The sequence below is a fragment of the Cohnella suwonensis genome, assembly GCF_042655365.1.
Classification (GTDB): domain Bacteria; phylum Bacillota; class Bacilli; order Paenibacillales; family Paenibacillaceae; genus Cohnella; species Cohnella suwonensis.
The window spans coordinates 1-24,800 of sequence record NZ_JBHSMH010000026.1; the positions used below are offsets into that span (position 1 = coordinate 1).

The 24,800-nt window shown below is 49.2% G+C and carries 22 protein-coding genes and 2 pseudogenes; 18 read left to right on the forward strand and 6 right to left on the reverse strand.

Features of this window, described 5'->3' with window-relative positions:
• The first annotated feature begins 97 nt into the window (after nt 1-97).
• The 8 genes and pseudogenes from ACFPPD_RS10570 to ACFPPD_RS10605 all read left to right on the forward strand — a co-directional run.
• Nucleotides 98-910 (forward strand): AraC family transcriptional regulator, encoded by an 813-nt coding sequence (locus tag ACFPPD_RS10570; RefSeq protein WP_378082166.1) that lies wholly within the window; start codon nt 98-100, stop codon nt 908-910.
• 28 nt (nt 911-938) lie between these two features.
• A complete protein-coding gene (locus ACFPPD_RS10575) occupies nt 939-1,865 on the forward strand; it encodes a hypothetical protein (protein ID WP_209750712.1) in 927 nt (308 codons plus the stop codon).
• An 81-nt stretch (nt 1,866-1,946) separates the two neighbouring features.
• Nucleotides 1,947-2,255: an S-layer homology domain-containing protein gene (locus ACFPPD_RS10580; RefSeq protein ID WP_209750714.1), complete on the forward strand. Its 309-nt coding sequence runs from the start codon at nt 1,947-1,949 to the stop codon at nt 2,253-2,255.
• A gap of 141 nt (nt 2,256-2,396) precedes the next feature.
• Nucleotides 2,397-2,726 carry an ArsR/SmtB family transcription factor gene (locus ACFPPD_RS10585; RefSeq protein ID WP_209750716.1) on the forward strand — a complete coding sequence of 110 codons (330 nt, stop codon included), beginning with the start codon at nt 2,397-2,399 and terminating at the stop codon, nt 2,724-2,726.
• Nucleotides 2,723-3,118 (forward strand): SRPBCC family protein, encoded by a 396-nt coding sequence (locus ACFPPD_RS10590; RefSeq protein ID WP_209750718.1) that lies wholly within the window; start codon nt 2,723-2,725, stop codon nt 3,116-3,118. The genes ACFPPD_RS10585 and ACFPPD_RS10590 overlap by 4 nt, the downstream gene beginning before the upstream one ends.
• On the forward strand, nt 3,115-5,370 hold the full coding sequence (locus ACFPPD_RS10595) for an ATP-binding cassette domain-containing protein (protein ID WP_209750720.1): 2,256 nt from the start codon (nt 3,115-3,117) through the stop codon (nt 5,368-5,370). The genes ACFPPD_RS10590 and ACFPPD_RS10595 overlap by 4 nt, the downstream gene beginning before the upstream one ends.
• A gap of 32 nt (nt 5,371-5,402) precedes the next feature.
• Nucleotides 5,403-5,996 carry a YdeI/OmpD-associated family protein gene (locus tag ACFPPD_RS10600; protein ID WP_209750722.1) on the forward strand — a complete coding sequence of 198 codons (594 nt, stop codon included), beginning with the start codon at nt 5,403-5,405 and terminating at the stop codon, nt 5,994-5,996.
• A 69-nt stretch (nt 5,997-6,065) separates the two neighbouring features.
• Nucleotides 6,066-6,191 (forward strand): annotated as a pseudogene (locus ACFPPD_RS10605) (NAD(P)-dependent alcohol dehydrogenase); the annotation flags it as partial.
• Nucleotides 6,192-6,324: 133 nt separating this feature from the next.
• Here ACFPPD_RS10605 and arfA read toward each other — a convergent pair.
• The gene (arfA, locus tag ACFPPD_RS10610; RefSeq protein WP_209750724.1) at nt 6,325-7,836 is read right to left on the reverse strand and encodes an arabinosylfuranosidase ArfA; all 1,512 of its coding nucleotides are present in this window, start codon (nt 7,834-7,836) and stop codon (nt 6,325-6,327) included.
• Between the two features lie 38 nt (nt 7,837-7,874).
• On the opposite strand from arfA, the gene ACFPPD_RS10615 reads away from it, so the two are divergent.
• Both ACFPPD_RS10615 and ACFPPD_RS10620 read left to right on the forward strand, forming a co-directional pair.
• Complete coding sequence (locus ACFPPD_RS10615; RefSeq protein WP_378082153.1) at nt 7,875-8,108, forward strand: ArsR/SmtB family transcription factor; 234 nt, start codon at nt 7,875-7,877, stop codon at nt 8,106-8,108.
• Entirely contained in the window at nt 8,096-8,305 is a 210-nt protein-coding gene (locus ACFPPD_RS10620) for a hypothetical protein (protein WP_378082154.1), read from the forward strand. The genes ACFPPD_RS10615 and ACFPPD_RS10620 overlap by 13 nt, the downstream gene beginning before the upstream one ends.
• A gap of 79 nt (nt 8,306-8,384) precedes the next feature.
• On the opposite strand, the gene ACFPPD_RS10625 is transcribed toward ACFPPD_RS10620, so the two are convergent.
• Entirely contained in the window at nt 8,385-8,843 is a 459-nt protein-coding gene (locus ACFPPD_RS10625) for a MarR family winged helix-turn-helix transcriptional regulator (protein WP_209750726.1), read from the reverse strand.
• A gap of 212 nt (nt 8,844-9,055) precedes the next feature.
• Between ACFPPD_RS10625 and tpx the strand changes: the two genes are divergently transcribed.
• Entirely contained in the window at nt 9,056-9,577 is a 522-nt protein-coding gene (tpx, locus tag ACFPPD_RS10630; RefSeq protein ID WP_209750727.1) for a thiol peroxidase, read from the forward strand.
• Nucleotides 9,578-9,810: 233 nt separating this feature from the next.
• Nucleotides 9,811-10,788 (forward strand): alpha/beta hydrolase, encoded by a 978-nt coding sequence (locus ACFPPD_RS10635; protein ID WP_378082169.1) that lies wholly within the window; start codon nt 9,811-9,813, stop codon nt 10,786-10,788.
• Between the two features lie 99 nt (nt 10,789-10,887).
• On the opposite strand, the gene ACFPPD_RS10640 is transcribed toward ACFPPD_RS10635, so the two are convergent.
• Nucleotides 10,888-11,622 (reverse strand): SDR family NAD(P)-dependent oxidoreductase, encoded by a 735-nt coding sequence (locus ACFPPD_RS10640; RefSeq protein WP_209750729.1) that lies wholly within the window; start codon nt 11,620-11,622, stop codon nt 10,888-10,890.
• A 70-nt stretch (nt 11,623-11,692) separates the two neighbouring features.
• Nucleotides 11,693-11,856: pseudogene (locus ACFPPD_RS10645) on the reverse strand (IS1595 family transposase); the annotation flags it as partial.
• An 88-nt stretch (nt 11,857-11,944) separates the two neighbouring features.
• Between ACFPPD_RS10645 and ACFPPD_RS10650 the strand changes: the two are divergent.
• The gene (locus tag ACFPPD_RS10650) at nt 11,945-13,927 is read left to right on the forward strand and encodes an ATP-dependent DNA helicase (RefSeq protein ID WP_209750731.1); all 1,983 of its coding nucleotides are present in this window, start codon (nt 11,945-11,947) and stop codon (nt 13,925-13,927) included.
• A gap of 27 nt (nt 13,928-13,954) precedes the next feature.
• Nucleotides 13,955-14,866 carry a CapA family protein gene (locus tag ACFPPD_RS10655; protein ID WP_209750733.1) on the forward strand — a complete coding sequence of 304 codons (912 nt, stop codon included), beginning with the start codon at nt 13,955-13,957 and terminating at the stop codon, nt 14,864-14,866.
• Between the two features lie 83 nt (nt 14,867-14,949).
• Here the strand turns inward: ACFPPD_RS10655 and ACFPPD_RS10660 are convergent, their stop codons facing one another.
• Nucleotides 14,950-15,780: a lipase family protein gene (locus ACFPPD_RS10660; protein ID WP_209750762.1), complete on the reverse strand. Its 831-nt coding sequence runs from the start codon at nt 15,778-15,780 to the stop codon at nt 14,950-14,952.
• A 94-nt stretch (nt 15,781-15,874) separates the two neighbouring features.
• Nucleotides 15,875-16,699 carry a lipase family protein gene (locus ACFPPD_RS10665; protein WP_209750735.1) on the reverse strand — a complete coding sequence of 275 codons (825 nt, stop codon included), beginning with the start codon at nt 16,697-16,699 and terminating at the stop codon, nt 15,875-15,877.
• Between the two features lie 635 nt (nt 16,700-17,334).
• Between ACFPPD_RS10665 and ACFPPD_RS10670 the strand changes: the two genes are divergently transcribed.
• The 4 genes from ACFPPD_RS10670 to ACFPPD_RS10685 all read left to right on the forward strand — a co-directional run bounded on the left by ACFPPD_RS10670 (nt 17,335) and on the right by ACFPPD_RS10685 (nt 24,772).
• Complete coding sequence (locus ACFPPD_RS10670; protein WP_209750737.1) at nt 17,335-18,378, forward strand: hypothetical protein; 1,044 nt, start codon at nt 17,335-17,337, stop codon at nt 18,376-18,378.
• A gap of 331 nt (nt 18,379-18,709) precedes the next feature.
• Nucleotides 18,710-22,390, forward strand: coding sequence for a glycoside hydrolase (locus ACFPPD_RS10675; protein ID WP_209750739.1), 3,681 nt, complete (start codon nt 18,710-18,712; stop codon nt 22,388-22,390).
• A gap of 303 nt (nt 22,391-22,693) precedes the next feature.
• Nucleotides 22,694-23,818, forward strand: coding sequence for an ABC transporter substrate-binding protein (locus ACFPPD_RS10680; RefSeq protein ID WP_209750741.1), 1,125 nt, complete (start codon nt 22,694-22,696; stop codon nt 23,816-23,818).
• 12 nt (nt 23,819-23,830) lie between these two features.
• Entirely contained in the window at nt 23,831-24,772 is a 942-nt protein-coding gene (locus tag ACFPPD_RS10685; protein WP_209750743.1) for an NHLP bacteriocin system secretion protein, read from the forward strand.
• Nucleotides 24,773-24,800 lie beyond the last annotated feature (28 nt).

Consider the following 24,800-nt stretch of genomic DNA (forward strand, 5'->3'; position numbering starts at 1 on the left):
TTTCTGGCCATAAAAAATCCTCCCCTGACTGATTCTGAGGAGGATTATCTCATAGCGATTAGCGGGCTTGAAGGTGGGGAAGGTTTGACGCTTACTTATAGGAGAGAACCTATATGATTTCATTCAGAGGATACGTGTGGAGAAGTCTGCAAACTTGCTGCTTTATCAACCGGATATGTCAGTAACCGAGATCGCCTTACATTGCGGATTTTCATCATCATCGATTTTTGCGAGAGCATTTCGAAATCGTTTTGGCATGTCAGCAACCTCATATAGGAAAACTTTTAGCAAGAATAGCAAAATGAAAAGCAAGGATGGTAAAGAACTAAATAAGCCCGATTGTTATGATAAAGATAATCCAATAACCATTGGAAGTCTTAAAGAAAGGGCACTTTTGAGCATTAAAATAGAGATTAAATCTTTTCAGGCTTTTCATGTTGCTTATTATCGCCTACTAACAGGATATCAAAAAGGAGTTTACAACCCAGAAATAACTGAATCATTTAAAAAGGTCGAGAATTGGGTGGCTTCTCGGAATTTGTTTAGTTCGACAACTCTAAGCATGGGAATCACTTATGATAATCCGGACATTACTGTGAGTGATAAGTGTCGGTATGATGCAGCCTTTACAATACCGGAGGGTACCACAGAAGCAAGCGGTGAAATTGGAGTCCAGGATATTCAAGGTGGAGTATATGCGGTTTGCAGGATTGAAGTTAGTAAAGATCATCCATTTGAATTAGCCATCTCCAAGCTGGGGGAGTCAGTAGATTATTTATACGGTAGCTGGCTGCCGGATAGCGGTTTCCAGCTAGCTGACAAACCTTGCTTGGAAATTTACTACCATGGTAATGATGTTCAAGAAGATCAGTTTGTTATAGATTATTGTTTGCCAATAATTCTCGACTAATTGATATTCCGTTTGTTGGAGGTATATGATGACTCAATATATTGGAAATGGTGCTTATTGTTATGCAAATTCTACTGCTATGCTATTAGCATCTATTGGGGAGGAAATTCCCCCTTCTACAATAGAAGTTTTAACGGGCGTAGGACTCGGGGCTATGTGGGTTGATGATTTACTCTACTTTAGCAGTTGGGCTGGTATGCCTGACAAAGGAATTAGCCGGGCATTACGAATTCTCGGATTCGAGTTTGAGGAGAAATATAGCCAAGATGGGGAACAACTGCCGCTCCGACAATTAGAGCAAGATTTGCAAAAGTCGCCCGTCGTACTTGGACCTCTTGATATGGGTTATTTACAATATAACCCTAATTATAAGAACCTTTTCGGGGTAGATCATTATGTAATGGCTTATGCTGTCGATGATGAGTATATCCATGTTCACGATCCGGGAGGATTCCCATTTGTTTCGTTATCACATGCTCTTTTAGAAAGGGCTTGGAAAGCAGAAAATGTGTTCTATCGCAAAAACAGATATCATAGTTGGTTATCCCCACTACGTACTTCTTCTCCAACCGCAGAGGAAATTTATCACCAGGCAACCGCATTTTTCAAGTCTATTTACAAAGAATCACAGGAATATGCGGAGAAAGAAAATAAGCTTTACGGAAAAGAAGCCATCACAGCTTTAGCCGATAAAATCAAAGACGGAAACGTGGCTCCTCATCTAATTGGACATTTATCTTATTTTGCTTTCAGCGTTGGTTCAAGACGGTCTGGAGATTTCGCTGATTTTTTCCGCCCCTTCAATAAGATATTATCCGACCTAAAACTGGAGCAAGGTAATTTATTAGGCAAATGTCAGTTGAACATGGTTCAGAATAACTTTCATAACGTTTCTGATGCTTTAATGGAACTTGCTTGTGTTGAAAATGAATTTTGCGAAGAACTTCTTAAATAAACTCTCTAAAGTGCTGGTTGATAAAATGATCGGGCGAGCAACAGCTTTAATGCCGCCGCCTAGTCTATAACTTTGACGCTCATGATCGCCCATGCGTTAAAGCTGAAGCTCGATTCGGGAACCGTAACAGAATTTGCCGACGACAAAGACATCCCCGCGTGGGCGAAAGGAGCGGTAGCGGCCGCGAAACGTTTGGGACTCGTGCAAGGCAAATGCGCGGGGACCTTCACTCCGGACCGACGCAACAACCAGAGGAGAAGGCGTCACGGTGCTGCTGAAGCTGCTGTCCTATTCGAAGAAGTAAGCAACGAAAACCGCCATCCGGTGCTAAGCGCAACGGATGGCGGTTTTTCGTTCGGATTAGTCAGTGATGTTTCTCATATAACGTAAATGGCCATACCAACTCGTAGTTGGGCATGTTGTTGACAAGACACCAAATGGTGACATATAATAAAATCGTCACTAAATGGTGTCCAATCAGGAGAGAGATTAACGGCTGTCCCTTGGTAATAAAACTGAGGAGAGTGTGTTGTGAACGAGAACGATCAGTTGCGGGATGCATTTGACGCGATTGCAGATCCAACTAGGCGCCGACTGATTCGTCTGTTAGCAGAGGCAGAGGAGATACCGCTTCATGAATTAACGCCACAGTTTCAAATGGGCCGTACAGCGGTATCCAAGCATTTGACCATCCTTAAAGAGGCCGGACTGGTACTTGAACGAAAAGTCGGCAGAGAAACGCGATTTCGGCTTAACGCCTCACCGCTTAGAGAAATTCAAGATTGGTTGGCTTTCTACAACAAGTTCTGGAGTACGAATATGTTGCGCTTGAACCAACTATTAGAGGAGGAAGAAGAATGAGTTTAACTTTAACCTTGGATTTTCAATACACGACAACGATCGGGAAGCTTTGGTCCGCCTTAACCGACTCAAGCAAGCTTGCCAAGTGGACCCTCGAAAATGATTTTAAGCCCATCGTAGGACACCAATTTCAGTTCCGCGCACAACCGACCGAATATTGGAATGGAATTATTGAAGGCGAAGTGCTTATCGTGGAGGAACCCAACCGGTTGTCCTATACTTGGGCAAGCGGAGAGAAGCACACGGTCACCTGGACGCTGCAGGATTTAGGGGATGGAAAAGTTAACCTTCATCTCGAACAAACCGGAATCTCCAATGCTCAAGCACTCGGAGGAGCGAAGTATGGCTGGACGAATTGGAATAGCGAGCTTGAAAAGTTGTTAGCACAATGAGCGAATCCAATCAGGAGTATATCGTCATCTCGGGCGCGAGGGAAAACAATCTCAAGAACGTTTCCTTGCGCATTCCCAAGCGGAAGATCACGATCTTCACCGGGGTATCCGGATCCGGCAAGTCATCGATCGTCTTCGATACGATCGCCGCGGAATCCACAAGATTGTTGAACGAGAACTTCAGCATGTTCGTGCGCAATTTCCTGCCCCGCGTTCCGCAACCGGATGCGGATGCGATAGAGAACCTGAGCATGGCCGTTATCGTCGATCAGAAACGGCTGGGCGGCGGTTCCCATTCCACGATGGGCACGATTACTGATATTTCTCCCATTCTCCGTCTGCTTTTTTCCCGAGTGGGTCAGCCCTACGTCGGACCGGTGAACCTATTCTCGTTCAACGATCCGCAAGGCATGTGTCCCGAGTGCAACGGGCTTGGCCGCAGGTTGGGCGTCGACATGAGCAAGGCGCTGGACATGTCGAAGTCCTTAAATGAAGGGGCTATTTTGTTGCCAGGTTATACGGTGAGCGGTTGGGAGTGGAATATGGTCGTGCAGTCGGGGTCCTTCGATCTCGACAAGAAGTTGAGCGATTATTCGGAAGAGGAGCTCGAGCAACTGCTGTACGCCAAGGCGAGGAAAGTGGGAATGGATTTCGCCGGGAAGGCCATGAATATAACGGTGGAAGGCATCATCGAGAAGTTCACCAACAAGTACATCAAGCAGGATGTGAAGGCGAAGTCCGACCGTACGCAACAAACCGTAGCGCCGTACATGACCGAGGGCCCCTGTTCCAGCTGCCGCGGCGCGAGACTCAGTCAGGCTGCGCTGGGTTGCAAGATCAACGGACGCAACATCGCGGAGCTGTCGGCCATGGAGGTCGGACAGCTCATCCGCGTCGTTCGGGAGATCGACGATCCTGTCGCCGCGCCGGTCGTCAAGTCGCTGATGGAGCGGTTGCAGCATCTGGTGGATATCGGACTGGACTACTTGACGCTTGACCGCGAGACGGATACGTTATTCGGCGGCGAGTCGCAGCGCGTCAAGATGGTAAAGCACCTGAGCGGCAGTCTGGTGGATGTCACGTACATATTCGATGAGCCCAGCGTAGGCTTACACCCCCGCGATGTCCATCGGTTAAACGAATTGCTTCGGAAGCTGCGCGACAAGGGCAATACCGTGATCGTCGTCGAGCATGATCCCGACGTGATCAAGTTGGCGGATCATATCGTCGACGTCGGGCCTCACGCCGGCAGCCGCGGCGGCAACATCGTATATGAAGGAAGCTTCCAAGGCTTGCTGGAGTCAGGTACGCTGTCAGGCAACCATATGAAGCGGCCGCTCCGGCTGAAGCACGATTGCAGGCAGCCCTCCGGCAAGCTATCCATCAAGGATGCCTCGCTGCACAACCTGCGGAACGTGAGCGTAGAAATTCCGACCGGCGTGTTGACCGTCATTACGGGCGTCGCCGGCTCGGGCAAGAGTACGTTGATTAACGAAGTATTCCTCGGCAACCATCCGGACGCCATCGTCATCGACCAATCGGCGGTAGGCGTGTCCACGCGTTCGAATCCCGCGACCTACACGGGCATTATGGACGATGTGCGCAAGGCGTTCGCCTCCGCGAACAAGGTTAACCAAGGCTTGTTCAGCTTCAACTCCAAGGGGGCTTGCGAGAACTGCCAAGGGCAAGGCGTCGTCTCTATCGACCTTTCCTTCCTGGACAGCGTGGAGCTGCCATGCGAAGCATGCGGAGGCAGACGGTTCAAGGAAGAGGTGCTTGCCTACAAGCTGAACGGCAAATCCATCGCGGACGTGCTGGAGATGACCGTGGAGCAGGCATTGGAATTTTTCAAGCTTAAAGAGGTCGTTCGCAAGCTCCGGTCGATGAGCGACGTAGGGCTGAACTATATCACGCTCGGCCAGCCGCTCAGCACGTTGTCGGGCGGGGAATGCCAGCGTATCAAGCTGGCAAGCGAGCTGCATAAGAAGGGCAGCATCTACGTAATGGACGAACCAACGACCGGCCTGCACATGTCGGATATCGGTCACCTTGTGGAGATCATGAACCGCCTCGTGGATGCCGGCAATACGGTCATCGTCATCGAGCACAATCTCGAAGTGATCGGCCATGCGGACTGGATCATCGATATGGGGCCGGACGGAGGCAGCAAAGGCGGCCAGGTGGTGTACGAGGGCGCGCCGGCGCAGATCGTTCTTGCTGAGCAGTCGATCACGGGTAGATACTTGATGTAATTTGATCTAAAAATGAAGAGGGGTGTTCCTTGATGACAAAAGGCGAAAGGAATCCTAAGATTGATCCATTTTTTAGAAAGGCTAAAAAGTGGAAGGAAGAATTCGAGATGTTGAGAGATATCGTTCTTGATTGCGAGCTGACCGAAGATTTTAAGTGGATGCATCCTTGTTACACGTATCAGAATAATAACATCGTTTTAATCCACGGATTTAAAGAATACTGCGCGCTTCTGTTCCACAAAGGCGCCTTGTTAAAGGATCCGCATGGGATCCTCATCCAACAAACGGAGAATGTACAGGCGGCGCGCCAGATTCGGTTCACCAATGTTCAAGAAATAGAAGAGATGCAGCTGATCTTGAAAACTTATATCGATGAAGCCATTGAAGTTGAAAAAGCCGGATTGCAAGTGGAATTCAAAAAGAATACGGAATACGTCATTCCTGAAGAATTAGAAAATAAATTTTTTGAAATACCCGATTTGAAAACGGCTTTCGAAGCATTGACGCCGGGACGGCAAAGAGCGTATATTCTTCATTTTTCTCAACCTAAACAATCCAAAACCAGAGAGTCCAGGGTTGAAAAATATTTGTCGCATATTCTCAATGGTAAAGGATTAGATGATTAAGGCGCTCCGAATGAAGTCCGCGTATAGCGCGGGCTTTTTTCGTTTTCGGTCATAAGCGGAGGGACGAATATGAGAGCAATTGTGTACACCAAATACGGCTCGCCCGATGTTCTTCATTTGAAAGAGGTAGAAAAACCTTCATCCAAGGACAATGAAATACTGGTGAAGATCTATGCGACAACGGTAACGGCGGGGAGACTGGCGCATGCGAAAGGCGGATGTATCAGGGGTTTGCAGTACCGCGAATGTTAAAATGGTGCAATCGATTGGTGCCGAAGACAAGCCCGTTGGTCCGGAATCGGCCGACGGGCTTGTCTTTTCAATCGGATTATTCAGGCAATACGGCCAATCGGATGACATTCCACGAGGCTTTGGACAATCTGGCCGTGACTTTGCCTTCATCGGTTTGTGTCACACCGCGTGTATGGGGGACCACCTCATTGGGGCGGTTTTTCGTGTTGGACGTTTTGATGTTCTCATGCTCAAGGACGATGTGCTCCATGAGTCGTACATTTCCGAAGCTGCGAAGATTAACATCCAGCTCCAAGGAATCGGCGAGATGGCGGTTGACGGCAAACAAGGTAATCTCTCCGGCTTCTTCGTTATACACGCTGATGGCTTCCAGGTAGGGGACATCCGTAAAGTCTTTGGAATCGTATTTAGGCGAACGGATGATAGGCTGCAGGACGGTTCCTCTGCCGAATAAGGAAGCATGCATATAAGGATAATAGGTCGTTTGCAGCCAGAGCGGTCCGCCATTCTCTGTCGAGATCGGCGCAATCGTGTTAATGAGCTGCGCCAGACAAGCGATCTTCACGCGGTCGGCGTGCTTAAGCAGCGTAATCAGGCAGCACCCGACAACGAGGGCGTCCTCCAAGGTATACGTATCCTCGAATTCCGGAGGCGCTACCTGCCAGCGTTCGGATGCTCGGCTCGAGCCGATCGTGTTCCACACATTCCATTCATCCAACGATAGATACAGTTTCTTCTTGCTTCTCTTTTTGGCTTTAATGTAATCGCAAATGGAGGCAACGCTTCCGATGAATTGGTCCATATCCATGGAGCGCGCAAGGAAGTTCATCGAATCGTTCTCATTGTTGTTGTAGTAAGTATGAAGGGACAGATAATCCACCTGGTCATACGTCAGATCCAGTACGGTAGCTTCCCATTCGGCGAAGGTTGACATCCCGCTGGTGGAGCTGCCGCAGGCGACCAGTTCCAGGCCCGGGTCGACCCACTTCATGACCTTGGCGGTCTCGTTGGCCAGCCTGCCGTATTCAACGGCGGTTTTGGCGCCTATTTGCCAGGGGCCATCCATCTCGTTGCCTAGGCACCAGGTTTTGAAGCGATGGGGCTCCTTGTAACCGTGAGAGATTCTGAGATCGCTGTAGTAGGAGCCGGAGGGATGGTTGCAATATTCGACCAGGTTTCTTGCGGCATCCACGCCGCGCGTCCCCAGATTAACCGCCATCATGACTTCGGATCCTGCCAGCTTGGCCCAATCGGCGAATTCGTTTGTCCCCACCTCGTTGGTTTCCGTGGTCCACCAAGCGAGCTCCAGATTGCGCTTGCGTTCCGCTTTCGGACCGACGCCGTCCTCCCAATTATAGCCGGATACGAAATTACCGCCGGGGTACCGGATTATCGGAACCTTCAGCTTGCGAACCGCTTCCAACACGTCCCCGCGAAATCCCTGCATGTCCGCAGTCGGATGACCCGGCTCATAAATTCCGCCATAAACCGCACGTCCCAAGTGCTCGATGAAGGAACCGTAAATTCTGGGGTCCACTTCCGCGAGAATAAAGTCCTTGTCAACGATCATGGATGCTTGCTGTGTCATTTGTATTCCTCCGTTAAATTAATTAAAAAGCATCTTTATTGGTTCTTGAAGCGCTGGCAAGCGAAGTCCGGCTTCGGATCATCGAGCTTTTGCACCATGAGGAGAAGAGCATTAAGGATTTGGCGGAAGAGCTCGGCCTGAGCAACGCAATCGTGAGCGTCCACGTCGGCAAGCTGCAAAAGGCGGGGATCGTCAGTTCCAGGAATAAGCGAATTCGGGACGGCACGTTCAAGCTTTGCCTACATGCGGGCTTGCCTCCGTGGAGAAAATGATCGGGCAATATGACGATCCCCGGTATTTTATGGATCCGGAACGCTTTCAGGCCGCCATCTTATGGTTCTCCATAGGTCATGTGGAATATAAGGTGCCGAACTACTTGTATCAGAACCAAAAGTTGATTGAAATCGAGGTTTCGATGGAAATCGGATCGGAGGCCCCCAATATTCAGGGAAGAGAAGGGGAAGGTTGACGCCTGAATGGTGGGCGCCGGACGTGAATCAGTATGGTATGATTCCCACTAGCTCTCATTCCGTCAATTTAGGGGGATATTATTTATCCTGATCTTGTGGCTGAACTCGTTCAACGTGCGACATTAATTTCTTAATTGCATGATTCAATTCCGTAGCTTCCTCCGCAGTCATCCCGCTGGAAGCCAGCATGGCTTCCGGAATACAGACCGCTCTCTCCTGAAGAGCCATTCCCGATTCGGTGATTCGAATATTGACAACCCTCTCATCGTTCGCGGAGCGCTCGCGGGTAATGAGTTTTGCGGCTTCCATCCTCTTGAGCATTGGAGTAAGCGTTCCCGAATCCAGGCTGAGAGTCTCGCTAAGCTCTTTAATCGAACACTCCCGACGATCCCATAGAACAAGCAATACGAGATATTGCGGATAGGTTAATTCCAACTCGTCGAGAAGCGGCCGATACATCCGAAAGATCGCTCTCGAACAAGCGTATAAGGAAAAACAGATATGCTCCTCAAGCTTTAAAAGATTTTTTGAGTCCATCTCATCATCATCTCCTAACTCCATTAAATTTTGCACAATCTTATTTCAGAAAATACTCCTGTTATCAATGGTTGTCAAACAAAATTCAAATACTTTGTGCAAAATTAATTCGTTGACAAGATAAATTGTGCGATGGTATGATCCGATAAAATAATTTGTGCAAAATTAAATTTTGACAAATTAAAATTAGATCTAAATGGAGGTCAATATTCATGGTACAAGAACGCACTGGAGTAGCAACGTTGGCAGGACAGGCGATCACCTTATTGGGTCCGGAATTGAAGATAGGGGATAAGGCGCCGGATTTTCGAATCAGTAGGGAATTATTGACGGAAGTGAGCCTCGCCGATTATAAGGGCAAAATCAAATTAATCTCCGTCGTGCCTTCCCTCGATACCGGCGTATGCGACGCGCAAACGCGCCGGTTTAACCAAGAGGCAGCGAACCTGGGCGAGAATGTCGTTATTTTGACGATTTCCGTAGACTTGCCGTTCGCGCAGAGCCGATTCTGCACGACCGCGGGGATCGATAAAGTCGTTGCGTTATCGGATTATAAGCATCGTTCCTTCGGTCAAGCGTATGGCGTTCTGATTAAAGAGTTGCAGCTAGACCAGCGTGCCATCTTTATCGTTGATGCCGACGATACGATCCGGTATGTGGAATATTTGAAGGAAATGACGGACCATCCGGATTATGAAGCCGCGCTGCAAGCGTCTAGGGACTTGGTTGGTTAAGCAAATTCATGGCTAGCGCAAAAAACGGATAATCTAATCAGGCGAAGTATTTAAGCCCTCGGGCCAACCAACTTAGAATCACTACACTTATAGGTCCAGGGAGGAAATCCTGCATGAATAACAAATCGAAAGCTAAAACGTTTCTTCTGAGTAGCATTGTAACAATGATCTTACTCTCCGGCTGCCAAAACGCGGCTAATACAGTGAATTCCAACGTAGCGGCTGCGGCTTCTTTGTCTCCAGTAACGGCGAGTTCGTCGGTTCCGAAAAGCGCGAATAAAATCGTGCTTGAGCCTGCAGCTCAGAAGTTCGTCGAGGATACGGCAAACCCGCCTTTCTTGTTTGAACTTGATCCGGAAAAGGGACGCGAAGTCGTCGATCAGGTGCAATCGGGCGACGTGAAGATGCCGGACGCAGATCTTCGGAATCTGACGATTCAAGGCGGGCCAAAAGGGAGCGTATCCATTACTATTGTGCGCCCGAAGAACGCCGCGAAGGACTTGCCGGTCATTCTGTATACGCATGGCGCTGGCTGGGTATTCGGGGACTTGTTGACGCATGAACGTCTGATTCGGGAATTAGCCGTAGGCTCCAATTCGGCCGTCGTTTTTACGAACTATGACCGCTCTCCGGAAGCGCAATATCCGGTCGCGATCGAAGAGGTGTACGCTGCGCTGCAGTGGGTGGCGAACGAAGGAGGCAAGCACGGTCTGGATTCGCGGAAAATCACGGTAGCCGGCGATAGCGTGGGGGGCAATATGTCGGCGGCGATCACCTTGATGGCCAAAGACCGCAAAGGTCCGAAAATCAGCAAACAGCTTCTCTTCTACCCGGTAACCGATGCTAATTTCGACACGGCATCATACAAGCAGTTCGCTACGGGCTACTTCTTGCGACGCGATGCGATGCAATGGTTCTGGGATCAATACACGAAAGACATGAATAAAAGAAACGAAATCTACGCTTCGCCGCTTCGTGCAACGATTGAACAGTTGAAGGGATTGCCGGAAGCGCTGGTCATCACGGCTGAAGCCGATGTCCTTCGGGATGAAGGCGAAGCTTACGCAAACAAGCTCAGAGAAGCCGGCGTACCGGTAACGGCCGTACGCTTCCAAGGCATTATCCATGACTTTGTAATGCTGAATGCATTAAAAGATACGAACGCCGCGCGCGGAGCTAATCATCTGGCCAACTCTTGGCTAGCGCAATAAACGGAAACAAATGTTGATTTTTGACCAAAAGAAAGCCGCCCACTGAAAGGGCGGCTAATTAAACCATCGTTCCCCCGTTAGTTGAACAAGAACTAGGAATTATCTTAGGTATCCACCATTATTAATATCGAATGTTGCACCTGTATAATGCTTGGACTTATCTGATAATAAAAAGATAACAGTATCAGCAACATCTTCAGGTGTTACAGGCGTAACAATGAGCTGATGACTTAAATATTGTTCCTTCCTACAGTCAGGTATTGTATCCATCATTGGAGTATTAACCATAGTAGGAGCAACAGCATTAACGCGGATATATGGTGAGAAATTCATTGCACAACTTTTGGTTAAACCCAATATTGCTGCTTTCGATAGCCCATATATTGCATCTGAACTACCTTCCATGCCTGAAACTGAAGACATATTCACGATAACTCCCTTACGTTGGCTTTGGAACAGTTTCTTTCCTAACATTTGGGAAAAATAAATAAATCCCTTAACATTTATATTTAGGACTTTATCAATTTCATCCACTTGATAGTCCAGTATATTTTTCGCCAAATAAATCCCTGCATTATTAACTAAACCATCTATGTCGTAATGTTCTTTCTCAATATATACAAAAAATTTAACGACCTCTTCATACTTACTTACATCTAACTGATATGTATGTAAAGCATCATGGTCGTCCATAGCCCGCTTTAGATCACGTAAGGCAGGTTCATTAATATCGCATGCAATTACTGAAGCACTTCCATGTAAGCAGTGTCTGACAATTTCTTTTCCAATTCCAGAAGCCGCACCTGTTATGATTACTTTTCTATGCTTAAGCATTTATAGAACTCCTCTCCGCCTCTGTTTATTTCTCCGCCTAACTAAACATTGTATCATGAGCATTATTTATTTGCCTTCTCAAACTAAACTCCGTTAGTTCAACAACGTATTTCCCAAACCGCACGACTGAGTGATTTTTGCAATGTAGCAAACAAGCCCATTTTTATGCTTCTGCTCTTGAATATCGTCTATTGCTTTTATGGGAGTAGCCGCCATACGGGGCCGTCGGCTCAAAGTTGGCGGCCGTTTGTGCTGGATTTTTGATTTCATGGGAAGAACATGTGATAATGTTTCGACATGATACCTGGAGGCAGAACCAACATTGAAACGCTACCCTTTTGAATTTGACCATTCCCGTCCTTTTCTTCAACAGGTTGGAGAGTGGGTCGCGGATGTGTTCTACGAGATATTGCCGGAAGCCGGCTTCGAAGTTCGCGATGAGCAAATCTATATGGCTTACCAACTGGAGAGAGCTTTCGCTCAGAAGATGACTATCTTCGCGGAAGCGGGCGTAGGAACGGGCAAAACGCTAGTTTATCTGTTGTACACGATCTTATACGCTCGTTATACCCGTAAGCCGGCGATCATTGCCTGTGCCGACGAATCTTTAATCGAGCAGCTGGCGAAGCCGGAAGGCGATCTTGCCAAGCTGGCTCGACATTTGAGCCTTAAGATCGACGCCAGAATGGCGAAGTCCGCGGATCGTTACCTTTGCCTTGTCAAGCTGGGTCAAGCGCAAGCCGATAACGAGGATTCGGATTTGTACAGAGCGGTGCACGATGAATTGCCCGGGTTTGTCCATCAATATAAAGCGATGCAGTCGTTCCATGCCTATGGAGATCGTAAACAATATCCGCACTTGAACGATCATCAGTGGAACAAGATCAGTTGGGACTCGTTTCAGGATTGCTTTACTTGCGAACAAAGACACCGCTGCGGACAGACGTTATCCCGCGAACACTATCGGAAATCCGGCGATTTGATCATTTGCTCGCATGATTTCTACATGGAGCACGTGTGGACGTATGAAGGACGAAAGCGGGAGGGTCAGCTTCCGCTGTTGCCGGATCACTGTGCCGTCGTATTTGACGAGGGGCATCTGCTAGAATCGGCTGCTCAGAAGGCGTTGACCTACAGCTTAAAACACTCGGTGTTCGAAGAATTGATCACTCGATTGTTAAAAGGCGAAATTAGGGAATCGTTGGCCGTGCTCATTGACGAAGCGATTGATCGAAGCGAGTCGTTGTTCGACACGCTTTCGGGACATTGCGAGGATATACCCGGCTCTGACCGGAAACGGATTATTCTGGGCAAACCGCTGCTTGAAGAAGTGCGACGGTTTCGCCGACTGATCGAAGCGATCGAAGAAGATCTGGTTTTCGAGAGCGAGCTTTATACCTTAGACCAGTACCAGCTGCGCATCGTCGAGGAGCATCTGGAGACGATTCAGAAAGCTTTAAGCTTGTTTCAGAATTCCGACGCGTTGATAAGCTGGGCAACGGAAGCCGAGGACGGGCTCACCTTGGTCATCATGCCCCGAGCCGTTAAGGAAGTGTTGCGCGAAAGGGTATTTGCACTCGGTATGCCGGTTGTTTTTTCATCCGCTACATTATCCGTGAACGGTTCATTCGATTATATAGCGAGTAGCTTGGGGATTGACCGTTATTTGTCCTTCAGCACGAAATCCCCCTATGATTATAAGAATCAAATGGAAGTCTTGGCTCCCAAATGGTCTCATGGGGCTTCGTCTGAGGAGAAAATGAAGGCTACCGTGAACCTGCTGAACCGAACGGAAGGCAGGGCGTTGATATTATTCAACGGCAAAGAGGAGTTGCTCAAGTTTAAGGAGTTAATCCCTTCCTACCCGGAGTGCGCGGATATGCGATTCTGGTTTGAAGGAGACGCTGAAATCAGCCACCTCATCGGCTCTTTTCAACGGGATGAGGCAAGTGTTTTGTGCGCGGTAAGTCTATGGGAGGGTCTCGACATACCCGGTCCTTCTCTTTCGAACGTCATCGTTTGGTCGCTGCCTTTTCCTCCTCAAGATCCGGTGTTTATGGCGAAGCGGGAGGCGGCGGCAGCGCCGTACGACGAGGTGGATCTGCCCTATATGCTTCTTCGCCTGCAGCAAGGAATGGGACGATTGATTCGCTCTCGCGAAGATCACGGCATCGTCGCCATCTTAAGCGAGGAAATACATCATGACGTGAAACTTCGAAAGACTATCGAGGAATTATTGCCGCAGGGGGTTCAGTTGCAAGTTCGGGAGCCCAACTTACAAGCATTTCGCTTTTCTTTCGAATAAGGTGTAATCGTGAAAGGAGCGGGTGGATTGACGAAAATCACAATCGCTGCTGTCGGGGATTTGTTGATGAAAAAGAGGATGATCGCCTCGGCCGCACGGGAAGGCGGATTCGCCCCTATTTTGGCCAAAGTAAAACCCTATCTGCGTAAATCCGATTTAACGATAGGCAATCTGGAGACCACCTTCTCCGGCAACAATTTTCGCGAAGTGCCCGGAAAACTGTTGTTCAACTCCCCGGACGATTTCGCTGCTGCGCTCCGGAACTTGGGCTTCGATGTATTAGGCACAGCCAATAACCATTGCATGGACGGGAAACTATCCGGGTTGAGGCGGACATTAAACGTCCTCGATCGACACGGTCTGCGACATACGGGCACGTATCGCTCCGCCCGGGAAGCCCGCCGGAAACTGATTGTTAACGTAAAGGGAATAAAAATCGGAATATTGGCTTATACGAAAGGAACGAACGGGATTCCAGTGCCGGAGCCATGGTTAGTCAACCGGTTAAACCGGAAAAAAATAATAGCGGACGTGCGCAGCTTGAAGAGTAGCACGGATTTTATCATCGCTTGCCTACATTTCGGGAAAGAATTTCGAACTTATCCCGACCGCAACCAAATCCGGCTCATGCGGCTGTTGTTTAAAAATGGCGTGAATGTCGTGCTTGGAGCGCATCCCCATGTACTGCATCCGATAAGAATGTTTAAGGTGAAGGACATCGATGGACACATTAGAAATCGGGTAGCGGCGTCTTCTCTAGGAAATTTCGTATCCACCGAACTCCCCCGGCATACCGCTAGACTGCGAGGAACAATCTTAATGTTAACCTTAACGAAAAATGCAAAAGGGATAACGGATGTGTTGAAAATGTCATTTGTGCCGACCCGTATTTTACAAAATATTGGAAAGAAAAACGTTTATCGGGTTGTGCCGGATTGATAGAACGGATATCGACAAAAGAGATGCTAAACCGGAAGGTCTCCGAACATTTTCAACGCTAGGATCATCCATCTGATCGTAGCTTATTCTTCGTCTTCTTCCTGCGCACTGCATATTCCTATAAACGGAACACATAATCCCGTATCGGGACAAAACCCCGGGTTATCAGCGCATAACGCTTCGGTAAAACCAGGATTCTGCCGGCTGAGGAACTTAAAATAGCAGACAATCTCATGATTGCGGACAGGCAAACTGTTCAGCTGGAAAGAGATCGGAACCTTCGTGTTTACATGCCGATAAAACAAACCGTTCTTGGTAAACGGAGGCGGATACGCATTAGCCGGCAAAGTCGGAATAATGTCATGGACGTTGATAATACGAAAACTATTTTTTACCGTTCGGTTGAACCGGGAAGCGAAGTCCGGGTCTCCGACCCGCGGACTGCCGTACGTATACGCGGCAATATTATGAAACCGTCTGTTCACCGAAATATCGAAGGCAGCTAACACGGCTAATGCTCCGCCCAAACTGTGGCCTGCAACCATCAGTCTTTTGGCTGCGGAAAGCTTGTTCAATGCTCCGATCAGCTCATTTCTTGCCGATTGATAGATGCGAGTGAATCCGCGATGGGTGTTTCCGGCATTTCTGACGAAAGGGTACGGTACTTGATATAAATCCTGGTCCGACTCATTGTCCTTGAATGTTCGGGTTCCTCTAAAAGCTATCACGATATTATCCTTCGACTCCGCGATGTAACCGAATACTTCCTCCTCCGGCTCCTCGACACCGGCAAGAGCGCGAATGGTAAAGCGAGGCGAATAGCCTTTAGGCAATACCAGCTTATCGTGCTCAAATTGCTGATAAGACTGCGCGATCATGGCCGCTAGCAATATCGCCTCTTCACTGTTGAACATGCCTGAAAGCTTCACAAAGGCAACTCCTTCCTTGCATTCAAGTTCGAAGCTCAAACACATTTTGATTGCCATGATTTTATTAGACAAACTTTCATCAACCTTCAAACGGAATACACATGCTGGTATCAGGACAAAATCCCGGATTATTGTCGCATAATGATTTGGCAAAAAGAGGATTTTTGCGGCTCAGGTTTTTAAAATAGCAGGCAATTGAGTCATTTCGCGGCACATCGTTCAATTGAAAAGTGATGGGGATCTTCGTTTTTACATGCCGATACGTTAATCCTCTCATTGTAAATGGTGGCGGATACCTTCGGGCCGGGAAAGTCGGGAAAGAATCATGAATGTTGACGATTCGCGCACTGTTTATAACCGTACTGTTGAAGCGGGAAACGAAATTGGGGTCTCCGATGCGCGGACTGCCGTACGTATAGACGAACGGATGCTTGAACCCGGTGTTTATTGCAATATCCAAAGCGGCAAGCGTGGCCAAAGCTCCGCCGTAGTTGTGACCGGTAATATATAACTTTTTCGTTGTCGAAAGCTTGGTTAATTCACGGATGATTTGGTTTCGGGTTGACCGATACAGGCATGTAAAGCCGCGCGATGTTTTCCCGCCGTTTCGGACGAAGGGATACGGAATCAAAAAGATGTCATATGAGGCAAGAAGATCTACCGGATACGAAGCGTATCCTCTGAATGCGACAACGATTCGATCCGGCGACTCGGCAATAAAACCGAATTCAAGCTCCGTAGGATTCTCGACGTCGGCAAAAGCGCGGATCGTAAAGCGAAGCTTGAAACCTTTGGGTAAAACCAGCTTCCCCTCGAAAAAGAACGGGTAAGTCTGATAGCTCATCGCTGCGAGAAATATGGCTGTTTTGCTGTTGAAAACAGGCGGTTTGTATCCGAAACCCATCTCACCATTTCCTTTCCGCTTTTGAGGCTTATCCTGCTTTTACCTGGAAAAATGGCCCGTCTGACTTAACATCGATTTCTGTCTCAAATCCGGTGCGAGGGATGCTTTTAACTGCTACTGACAATGTATCAAGCGTTGGACCGGCTTGCACCCGCCAAGCGACGGTTTCTGTTGAGCCGTTCCATGATGCAAAAACATTCGCAACCGTTCCTGGTTTACTCACGTTTATAGTAACCATCATGGGATGTAATTTATGGATTTTTCCTCCTCTTATTGTTAATGGTCCTTGATTATTAATATGAAACTCATCCCTAAATGATGATGTCGCCGACTGGCGAGATGCGACAGAACGATCCGATCTTCGGCTTTGAACTGCAGAATCGGATCAAGCAAGGTGTGATCGAGGAGGAATAAGTAAGTTGCTATCTGATCGGATTTTTTTGACAAAACGCGTATCGACGTTATTGACCAAAATCATAGTCAGTTGTTAAACTGAATACAAGCAAAATTTACTAAAGAATGTTTTAATGAACTAATTATGTCGAATAATGGGATGTTTTGAATGGTCGGAAGGCCGGAGAGAGGCGATAGCTTTAAGAAAGGTCAACCTAAGGAAACCGAAGGAGGAACGAACGATGGCCGCCCGCAAAATTTTGCCGATCGCCGAACCGGACATAACTTCCTATGCTCATTTCGCCTTTTTTCTCTCGGTGTTATACACGGACACGGACGCGTTGCGATGGGTGTACAGCAATTTCATCCCGTTGTCCATGAAGGATTTTAGCGGCAGCAAGTGGGTGGATTATTATACGCAAACTCCCTACGACCATCTCGTTCCGAGCCTTATCGGATCTGTACACCTGACTCGGAAGATGATTCTGAGGCAATCACCCAGCTTTGCCGATTTTGTCCGGAACAGCATTGAAGATGGATATTATGTTTCGACTAACGTGGACGAATTTTACATCCCTGGAACGGCCGCTTATCAGAACCGTTCCAATCTTCACGGCCTATTCATCCACGGATACGACGATGAAAGCCGGAAGTTTCATGTAACCGGCTTTCTGGCCAATCAGCGTTACGGCGGAACCGTGGTCGACTATGAAGCGATGGAACAGGCTTTCAGGGAATTAGAACCGGAAGATGATTATCATTTTACGGTTTATACCCACTTGTTCAAGCTGAACCCTAAGCACAAACCGAATTACGACTTTAAAGTGCCGTGGGTCATGGAGCAGTTGGAGGATTATTGGCTCGCTAAACCTTCGGACAGGAGGATGCAAGCGTTCGAGGAGAGACAGACCGCCACATGCCTGTGGGGAATGGACATTTACGACGGGCTGATCCTCCAAATCGAGCGTCATATCGACAAAGAAGCCATACTCGATCACCGCCCCTTCCATGTTCTGTGGGAACACAAAAGAATGATGAACCGTCGCTTGGCTTATATGGAGCAGAAGGGTTTCTACGTTTGCTCTCCCGAGGCGGCGGAAGGATTCAGGAATGTCGAGAAGTCGGCCTTGGTGAACCGAAACTTGATTCTAAAATATTGGATGAGCTCCGATAACCGGAATTTGGAGCAGCTCGCCGAGCGGCTGGGCCGGTTGAAATCCGAAGAATCGCTCGTGATTGAGCGGCTGCTGAATGAATACGAGGATTCGCTGCGGGCAGGGGATTAGAATGCGAGGCGTTATCAGGTCAGCCAGAGATTTCTGGTTGGCCTTTTTTTGTCGTTTTCTAAGTATTAGGTAGGATTGACACTCTATATACAGCGAATTAATATATAGGTGATGAAAGCCCTTACATGTGAGGCGGTAGAGAGCCTCGCTTTTTTTAATCAAATAGTTACCGGTTTCATGTAACGGGTTTCATTAATTGCATCACTATGAGGAGGGGGTAAGCGCCAAGAATAATGAAAAGTAAGAGTTCTAGTCCAAACGCTAATGTAGCTTGAAAAAGCAGAACGACCCGCATTGCGAAAGACCTATTCCCTCGAAGGAGGTAAGGCGTTTGAAACATACACGATTGAAGAAACTGACTGCGGCATTCCTTGTCTGTACTTGTTGTCTAGGCCTGTTCGGCGGCTTAAATGCCGGTATCGCGAAGGCGGAGGACCAGCCTGTCGACGCGTTTATTTCCATTGATACATCGGTCAAATATCAGAAAATCGACAACTTTGGCGCGTCCGATGCATGGTCGATGGAACAGTTGGGCAAGTATTGGACGGATGATAATAAAGCTCAGGTTGCGGATCTGCTTTTCTCAAGAGAAAAAGGAATCGGACTGTCTGCTTGGCGTTTCAACATCGGAGCGGGCTCAACCGAAACCGACCAAGCCATCATTACGAATCCTTGGCGGCGCTCGGAAGCATTCAAATCTTCAGCGGAAGGCGAGTACGATTGGAGCAAGCAGGCGGGACAACAATGGTTTCTGAAAGCTGCCAAGGAGCGGGGCGTAGACACGCTGATCGCCTTTGCGAACAGTCCGCCGGTATGGATGACGAAAAACGGCCACGCTCAGCCGGATTCGACCGTCGGTTCCACCAATTTGAAGATGGGATATGAAGACGAATTTGCCGGTTATTTGGTCGATGTACTGGAGCATTTTAAGGAAGAAGGGTTGGAATTTCAATACATCAGCCCGATCAACGAACCGACATGGGATTGGAACAAAGCCGGACAGGAAGGAAATCGCTATAATAACGACGACATAAAACGCGTCATTCTTGAGCTGTACCGGCAGATTCAGGCCAAAGGGCTCTCGGAACAAATTAGCGCTCCCGATGGCGTAGAGATTACGGCACTGCTTGACGATGAAGTTTATAAGCAGTTCGCGAACAAAGAACGATACACAGGCGGCTCCAATAGTCTGGGAGTTGGAAAATACCGCGAATACATCAAAGACCTGCTGGGCGATCCGGAACTAAAGGCAGCGATTGGCAATAAAATTGCTTCCCACTCCTACTGGTCCGATTACAGCAACCCGGGTGATGACCGTCTTGGTGAACTTCGGGATTTATTGAATGCTAACATCAAGAAATACGATGAAGCGGCCAAATATTGGATGAGTGAGTATTGCATCCTCGGTTCATACGGTCCAGGCCGGGATCTCGGCATCAATCCGGCCCTTTACGTTGCCCGTACGATCCATTTCGACATGACGCGGGCGAATGCGTCGGCTTGGCAGTGGTGGACAGCGGTCTCCAAAGAAGACTATAAGGATGGGTTGATTTATACCGATTTCAATAATGTCGGGGACAAGCAAAACATTCTGACGTCAAAAATCTTATGGGCACTCGGTAACTACAGCAAGTTTATCCGTCCCGGCGCGGATCGCATTGCGCTTACGGGACTGGACGAGCAAGCCCGGAGCGGTCTGCTCGGTTCCGCATATACGCATGACGGAGAGAAGACGGTAACGAGCGTATTCGTCAATGATAGCCAGGACGATAAACGCATCAAGATTTCTTTAAGCGGACTGGACAAGCAAGATACGGTCTCTGTAATGAAATCGTACGTAACCTCAGGCGACAGGGATCTTGCCCGGGGACAGGATGTGCCGGCTATGGCCGACGGAACGTTCGAAACGGTCATTCCCGCGCATTCGGTCGTAACCCTGAACGGGGATATCGTGAAGGCAAACAAGAAACCTGACGCTCCTGATGAAGTAAAAGCGGAGCCTACCAATAAAGGTTTGAAGATCACATTCAGTTCCCCGAAAGGCGCTTATGAATACGAAGTGAGATACGGAGCGATGAACGACAACCGGGAACATGTCTTCACGCTAATGTCCGAAGACGCGTTCGTCCTTCAAGGGTTGGATAACGGCAAATCCTACTATGTCACGATTCGCGCCGGAAACAAGAACGGGTTCGGCCCGCCGTCGAAACGGGTGTATGGTACTCCGACTCTATTGGCTCCGACCGGGGTTACGGCAACGGGTACCGATGGCGGCTTAAAGGCGGTTTACGAAATTGAAGCTACCGTCCCAGCATATCGTATTCGTTATGGTAACCAATCGGGTCATTACGATAACGAGCTGATTAGCAATACTCCGAATGGAACGATCATAGTCGATGGGCTCGTTAACGGATCAACCTATTACGGGGTCGTTGAAGCGGTAGACGGTCAAGAGGTTAGTCCTCCATCGGCTGAATTTCAAGTGAAGCCGGATGTGTCCGCACCGAGCAAGATCATTGCCGTATCGGGTGATCGAAATGCGCAGCTTGAATTCGCTCCGGTGGAAGGTGCATTGGGCTACTCCATTCAGGTCGTTTCTAGTTCGGAAGTTGTTTCTGCTATCAGCGGCGACAAACCTGCCATACGGCTGGGAGACTTAACTAATGGATCGCCGTATACCGTTCGTGTTTCCACGATCGGCAAAGGCGGCGCCGGTACCGGTTACTCGGAAACGGTCGTGACGCCTAAAGCTGAGAATATCCGTCTGGAAGACGATTTTGAGAGCGGCGATATGACAGGCTACCAGCAGGATATTAGCAATTGGCTCATCGAAAACAGCCTGTTGAAGCATACTTCCGGTGGAGATCACCAGGGGGAACTAGGTGTCAATGGCTTATATCTTATCGATGGAACGATAACGGCGGTCGCCAAACAGGGGACGCAGGGAGCGGATTGGGGGATCACCTTCCGCGGCAGCAGCCACTCGCAAGGGTACATGTTCGGCTACGAGAACGGCGCGCTGGTTATTCGCAGAGACGGTCAAAATTTAACGGCTTCCATACCGTTTACAGCGGTGCTAGGCGAGCTTTACAAGCTCGAGGTGCGGCTGGATGGGAAACGGATCAGGGCATATATTGATGGGAATCAGATGTTTGACATTACGGATACGGTTTACACAAGCGGACGTGTTGGTCTTCACAGCTGGGCTGATGCGGAATTTGCCTACTTGAAGATTACCCGCGACACGGAATCCCTAACAACTAAGCCGGAAATATATCAAGTGAAGGTAGGCAGCCGGCAGGTGGCGCTGAAGTACAGCGAAGTAGACGGTGCCGATTCGTATGTAATCCGTTATGCGGCCATAGCGGGAAGCAATTCCGGTTCCGTTGAAATACCTGCCAATCCGGGCTCGACGATGGTTACCGGTTTGCTAAATGGAGTAACTTACTCCTTTGCGGTTGTCGCTGTGCGAGACGGCGAGGAGTCGGTGTCGGAGCCGGCAGAAGCGACGCCAATCGGCAGTGATAGCCAGGTTCTCTTCTATGTTGATGCCGGCGATGGTACACCTCTCGAGTTGGAGGATGGCGAAACATTCGGATCGCAACAGACACTGGAAGAGCAGCCGTATGGCAGTGACCCCGTGACAGGAATCAAGTGGGGTTATGAAGCTGACGACGGGTCGACCTGGGCCCACACTGGTCCGACCGATGCGTACGAGTCCATACGCCAATACGATGGAAATGTAAACGGTAAAGGGCTTGCCTACCGGTTTCAGATTCCAAACGGCACTTACAAAGTAACAGTCGGGTTCTTCGATCCGTGGCATGCGAGCGACCGGACGATGAACCTGACGATCAACGGTGAAACGAAACTGACCGGTTATGTCATCGGCTCGAAACGGGAAGCTCAAACGTTCGAAGGCATTGTTGTGACGCAAGGCGAACTTATCTTGAAGGTAATTAAAGCAGGCGGATCGAAACCGATGTTAAGCTGGATTAAGGTGGAACAGTAATATCGATCTTTCCGACAAGAGTGGAAAATGCCTTTTAAGCATTTTCAATTAGGGTAGTACCGCGATGACTCGTCCCTGTCTATAGACAGGGACGCTTTTTGTCGGAAGACAAGAACATGGTCCGATTCCCGTCGCTGAACTTTGTCGAATAGAGGGATTGATATTCATGAATGCCTTCGTATAATATTGAAGATATACTTTGCGAAATTTTGGTAATTAGCGTCTTAATTGGCACTAACTCTTTCCTATATATAAGAATACATACGGCTGACATCTCGTTAACAGGCAGAAAGGACGAAGACATTGAACAAACGACGGTTAATAGTCGTAATCCTGCTGCTGGTGCTGGCAGGTTGCACCAATGAAAATAACGACCGCGGAGCTGCTGTCAATGGGGACATCGTTATCGGAGTAGGCTGGCCGCTAGCAAGCCGCAATGAGGGTCTTGCAGAAGGTGTGGGGTTAGCCGTGGAAGAGATCAATGCCGGAGATGGAGTACTTGGGCGCAAGCTGCGCATTGTGAGCGCCGATGACGGCGGTTCCGTCACGGAAGGCTTGTCCGTAGCCGCTCGGTTCGCTGCTGATCCCGCAACGGTTGCAGTAATCGGACATCGGGGCTCCTCCGTTTCCTTGGCAGCGGCAGCCGTGTACGACAAAGAAGGCATAGTCATGCTGACACCGGGTTCAACGTCCCCGAAACTGACACAGAGCGACTACCGTTACGTATTTCGGATGATTCCGAGTGACGATCGGATTAGTGCGCGTTTGGCTCATTACGCCGCTTCCCAAGGCTATAAGAAGGTGGCGATTCTGTATACGGACGACGAATACGGTCGCGGTCTTGCCAACGCTTTCGAGGATAGCGGCAAGGAACAAGGTATCGATACGGTGGACAGGCTGGCCGAATATACGGATCTGGCCGATCTGACGCGTCTGGTCCGGGAATGGACAGCGCTCGGCTGCGATGCGGTGTTCGTTGCCGAGGTGATGCCGGGAGCTGCCAGAACGGTATCGGATCTCATGTTGGCGGGCTCGAACTTGCCCATTCTGGGAGGGGACGGTCTGGACTCGGCAGAGCTTGCAAAGACGGCGGGAACAGCGGCGGAAGGAGCCATTGTGGCGTCGATTTTCAACCCGTTGGATAAGCGGGCCGAAGTTAGCGGTTTTATAGAGAAGTACAAAGGCAAATACGGAGAGGTTCCAGGCAAATGGGCGGGGCAAGGATATGATGCGGTAATGCTGCTGGCCGATGCTATTCGAAGTGCCGGCACAACCCGTCCGACCGATATTGCTAACGTACTTCACGGGACGAGCGGCTGGATCGGCGTGACAGGGAGCCATTCCTTCGACGAGTCCGGGGATGTGACGGATAAACCCATCGTGCTGAAAGAAGTCGTGGACGGCGCATTCCGGTATTTGAGAGACTAAGGGGGGATCAGCTTGACCCAAAGCATATTCCGCAAAGCGGCGGTCGATCGCTTGTCTTCGCCCGAGCAGCTGGATACGCTGACTCGCGTCACTTCGCCGAAAGGATGGCTGATCCTTGCCTCTGTTGGATTGTTAATGGTCATCGCTGGCATTTGGGCATTTGCCAGCAGTCAGCCGGTGAACGTCAATAGCCAAGGCGTTCTTGTCCGGCCTGGCGGCATTGCATCTATCGGCGCAGTCACCGAAGGTCAACTGACCGACATCCGCATTCGGCTTAACGATCATGTACGCCGCGGAGACGTCATTGCCCGCGTTCGCCAGCCGGAACTGATCGATGAATTGGTCGGGCTTCAGAAGCTATTGCAGGCGGACTCGGAAGAAAATAAGGAGGGACTGGACAACATCGAGTCCCGTATCCACCAATTGGAGCTGTTAATTGAAGAACGATCGCGCGTAGTGAGCCCTTACGATGGACGTGTCATAGAGGTCGGCGTGAAAAAGTATGACCGGTTGTCCGTGGGGGCAACAGTTGCGACACTGGAGTTGGACAAAGGTTCTCAGCACAAGCTTCAAGCCGTTATGTACATCCCGGTACAGGTTGGTAAACAAATCGTTCCGGGCATGGATGCCCAGATTAATCCCACTTCCGTGAACAAGGAAGAATACGGGAATTTGCTGGGGCGGGTCGTCTCCGTGTCGGAATATCCCGCTACCGAGCAGAGTATGTTGAATACGCTTGGTAACGAAGCGTTCGTACGTCAACTCTCGGGCGCGGGTGCGGCATTGCTCGAGGTGCGCGTAGAAATACTGGACAATCTCTCCACTCCGAGCGGTTACCAATGGTCTACGAAGGAAGGTCCTCCGATGGCCATCGAGAGCGGCACTCCGATGACGGGGGCGATTACCCTCTACAGGCGAAAGCCGATTACGCACGTTATTCCATCTATTCGATAAACCCTTAAGTCATATGCAGGGGGATCCC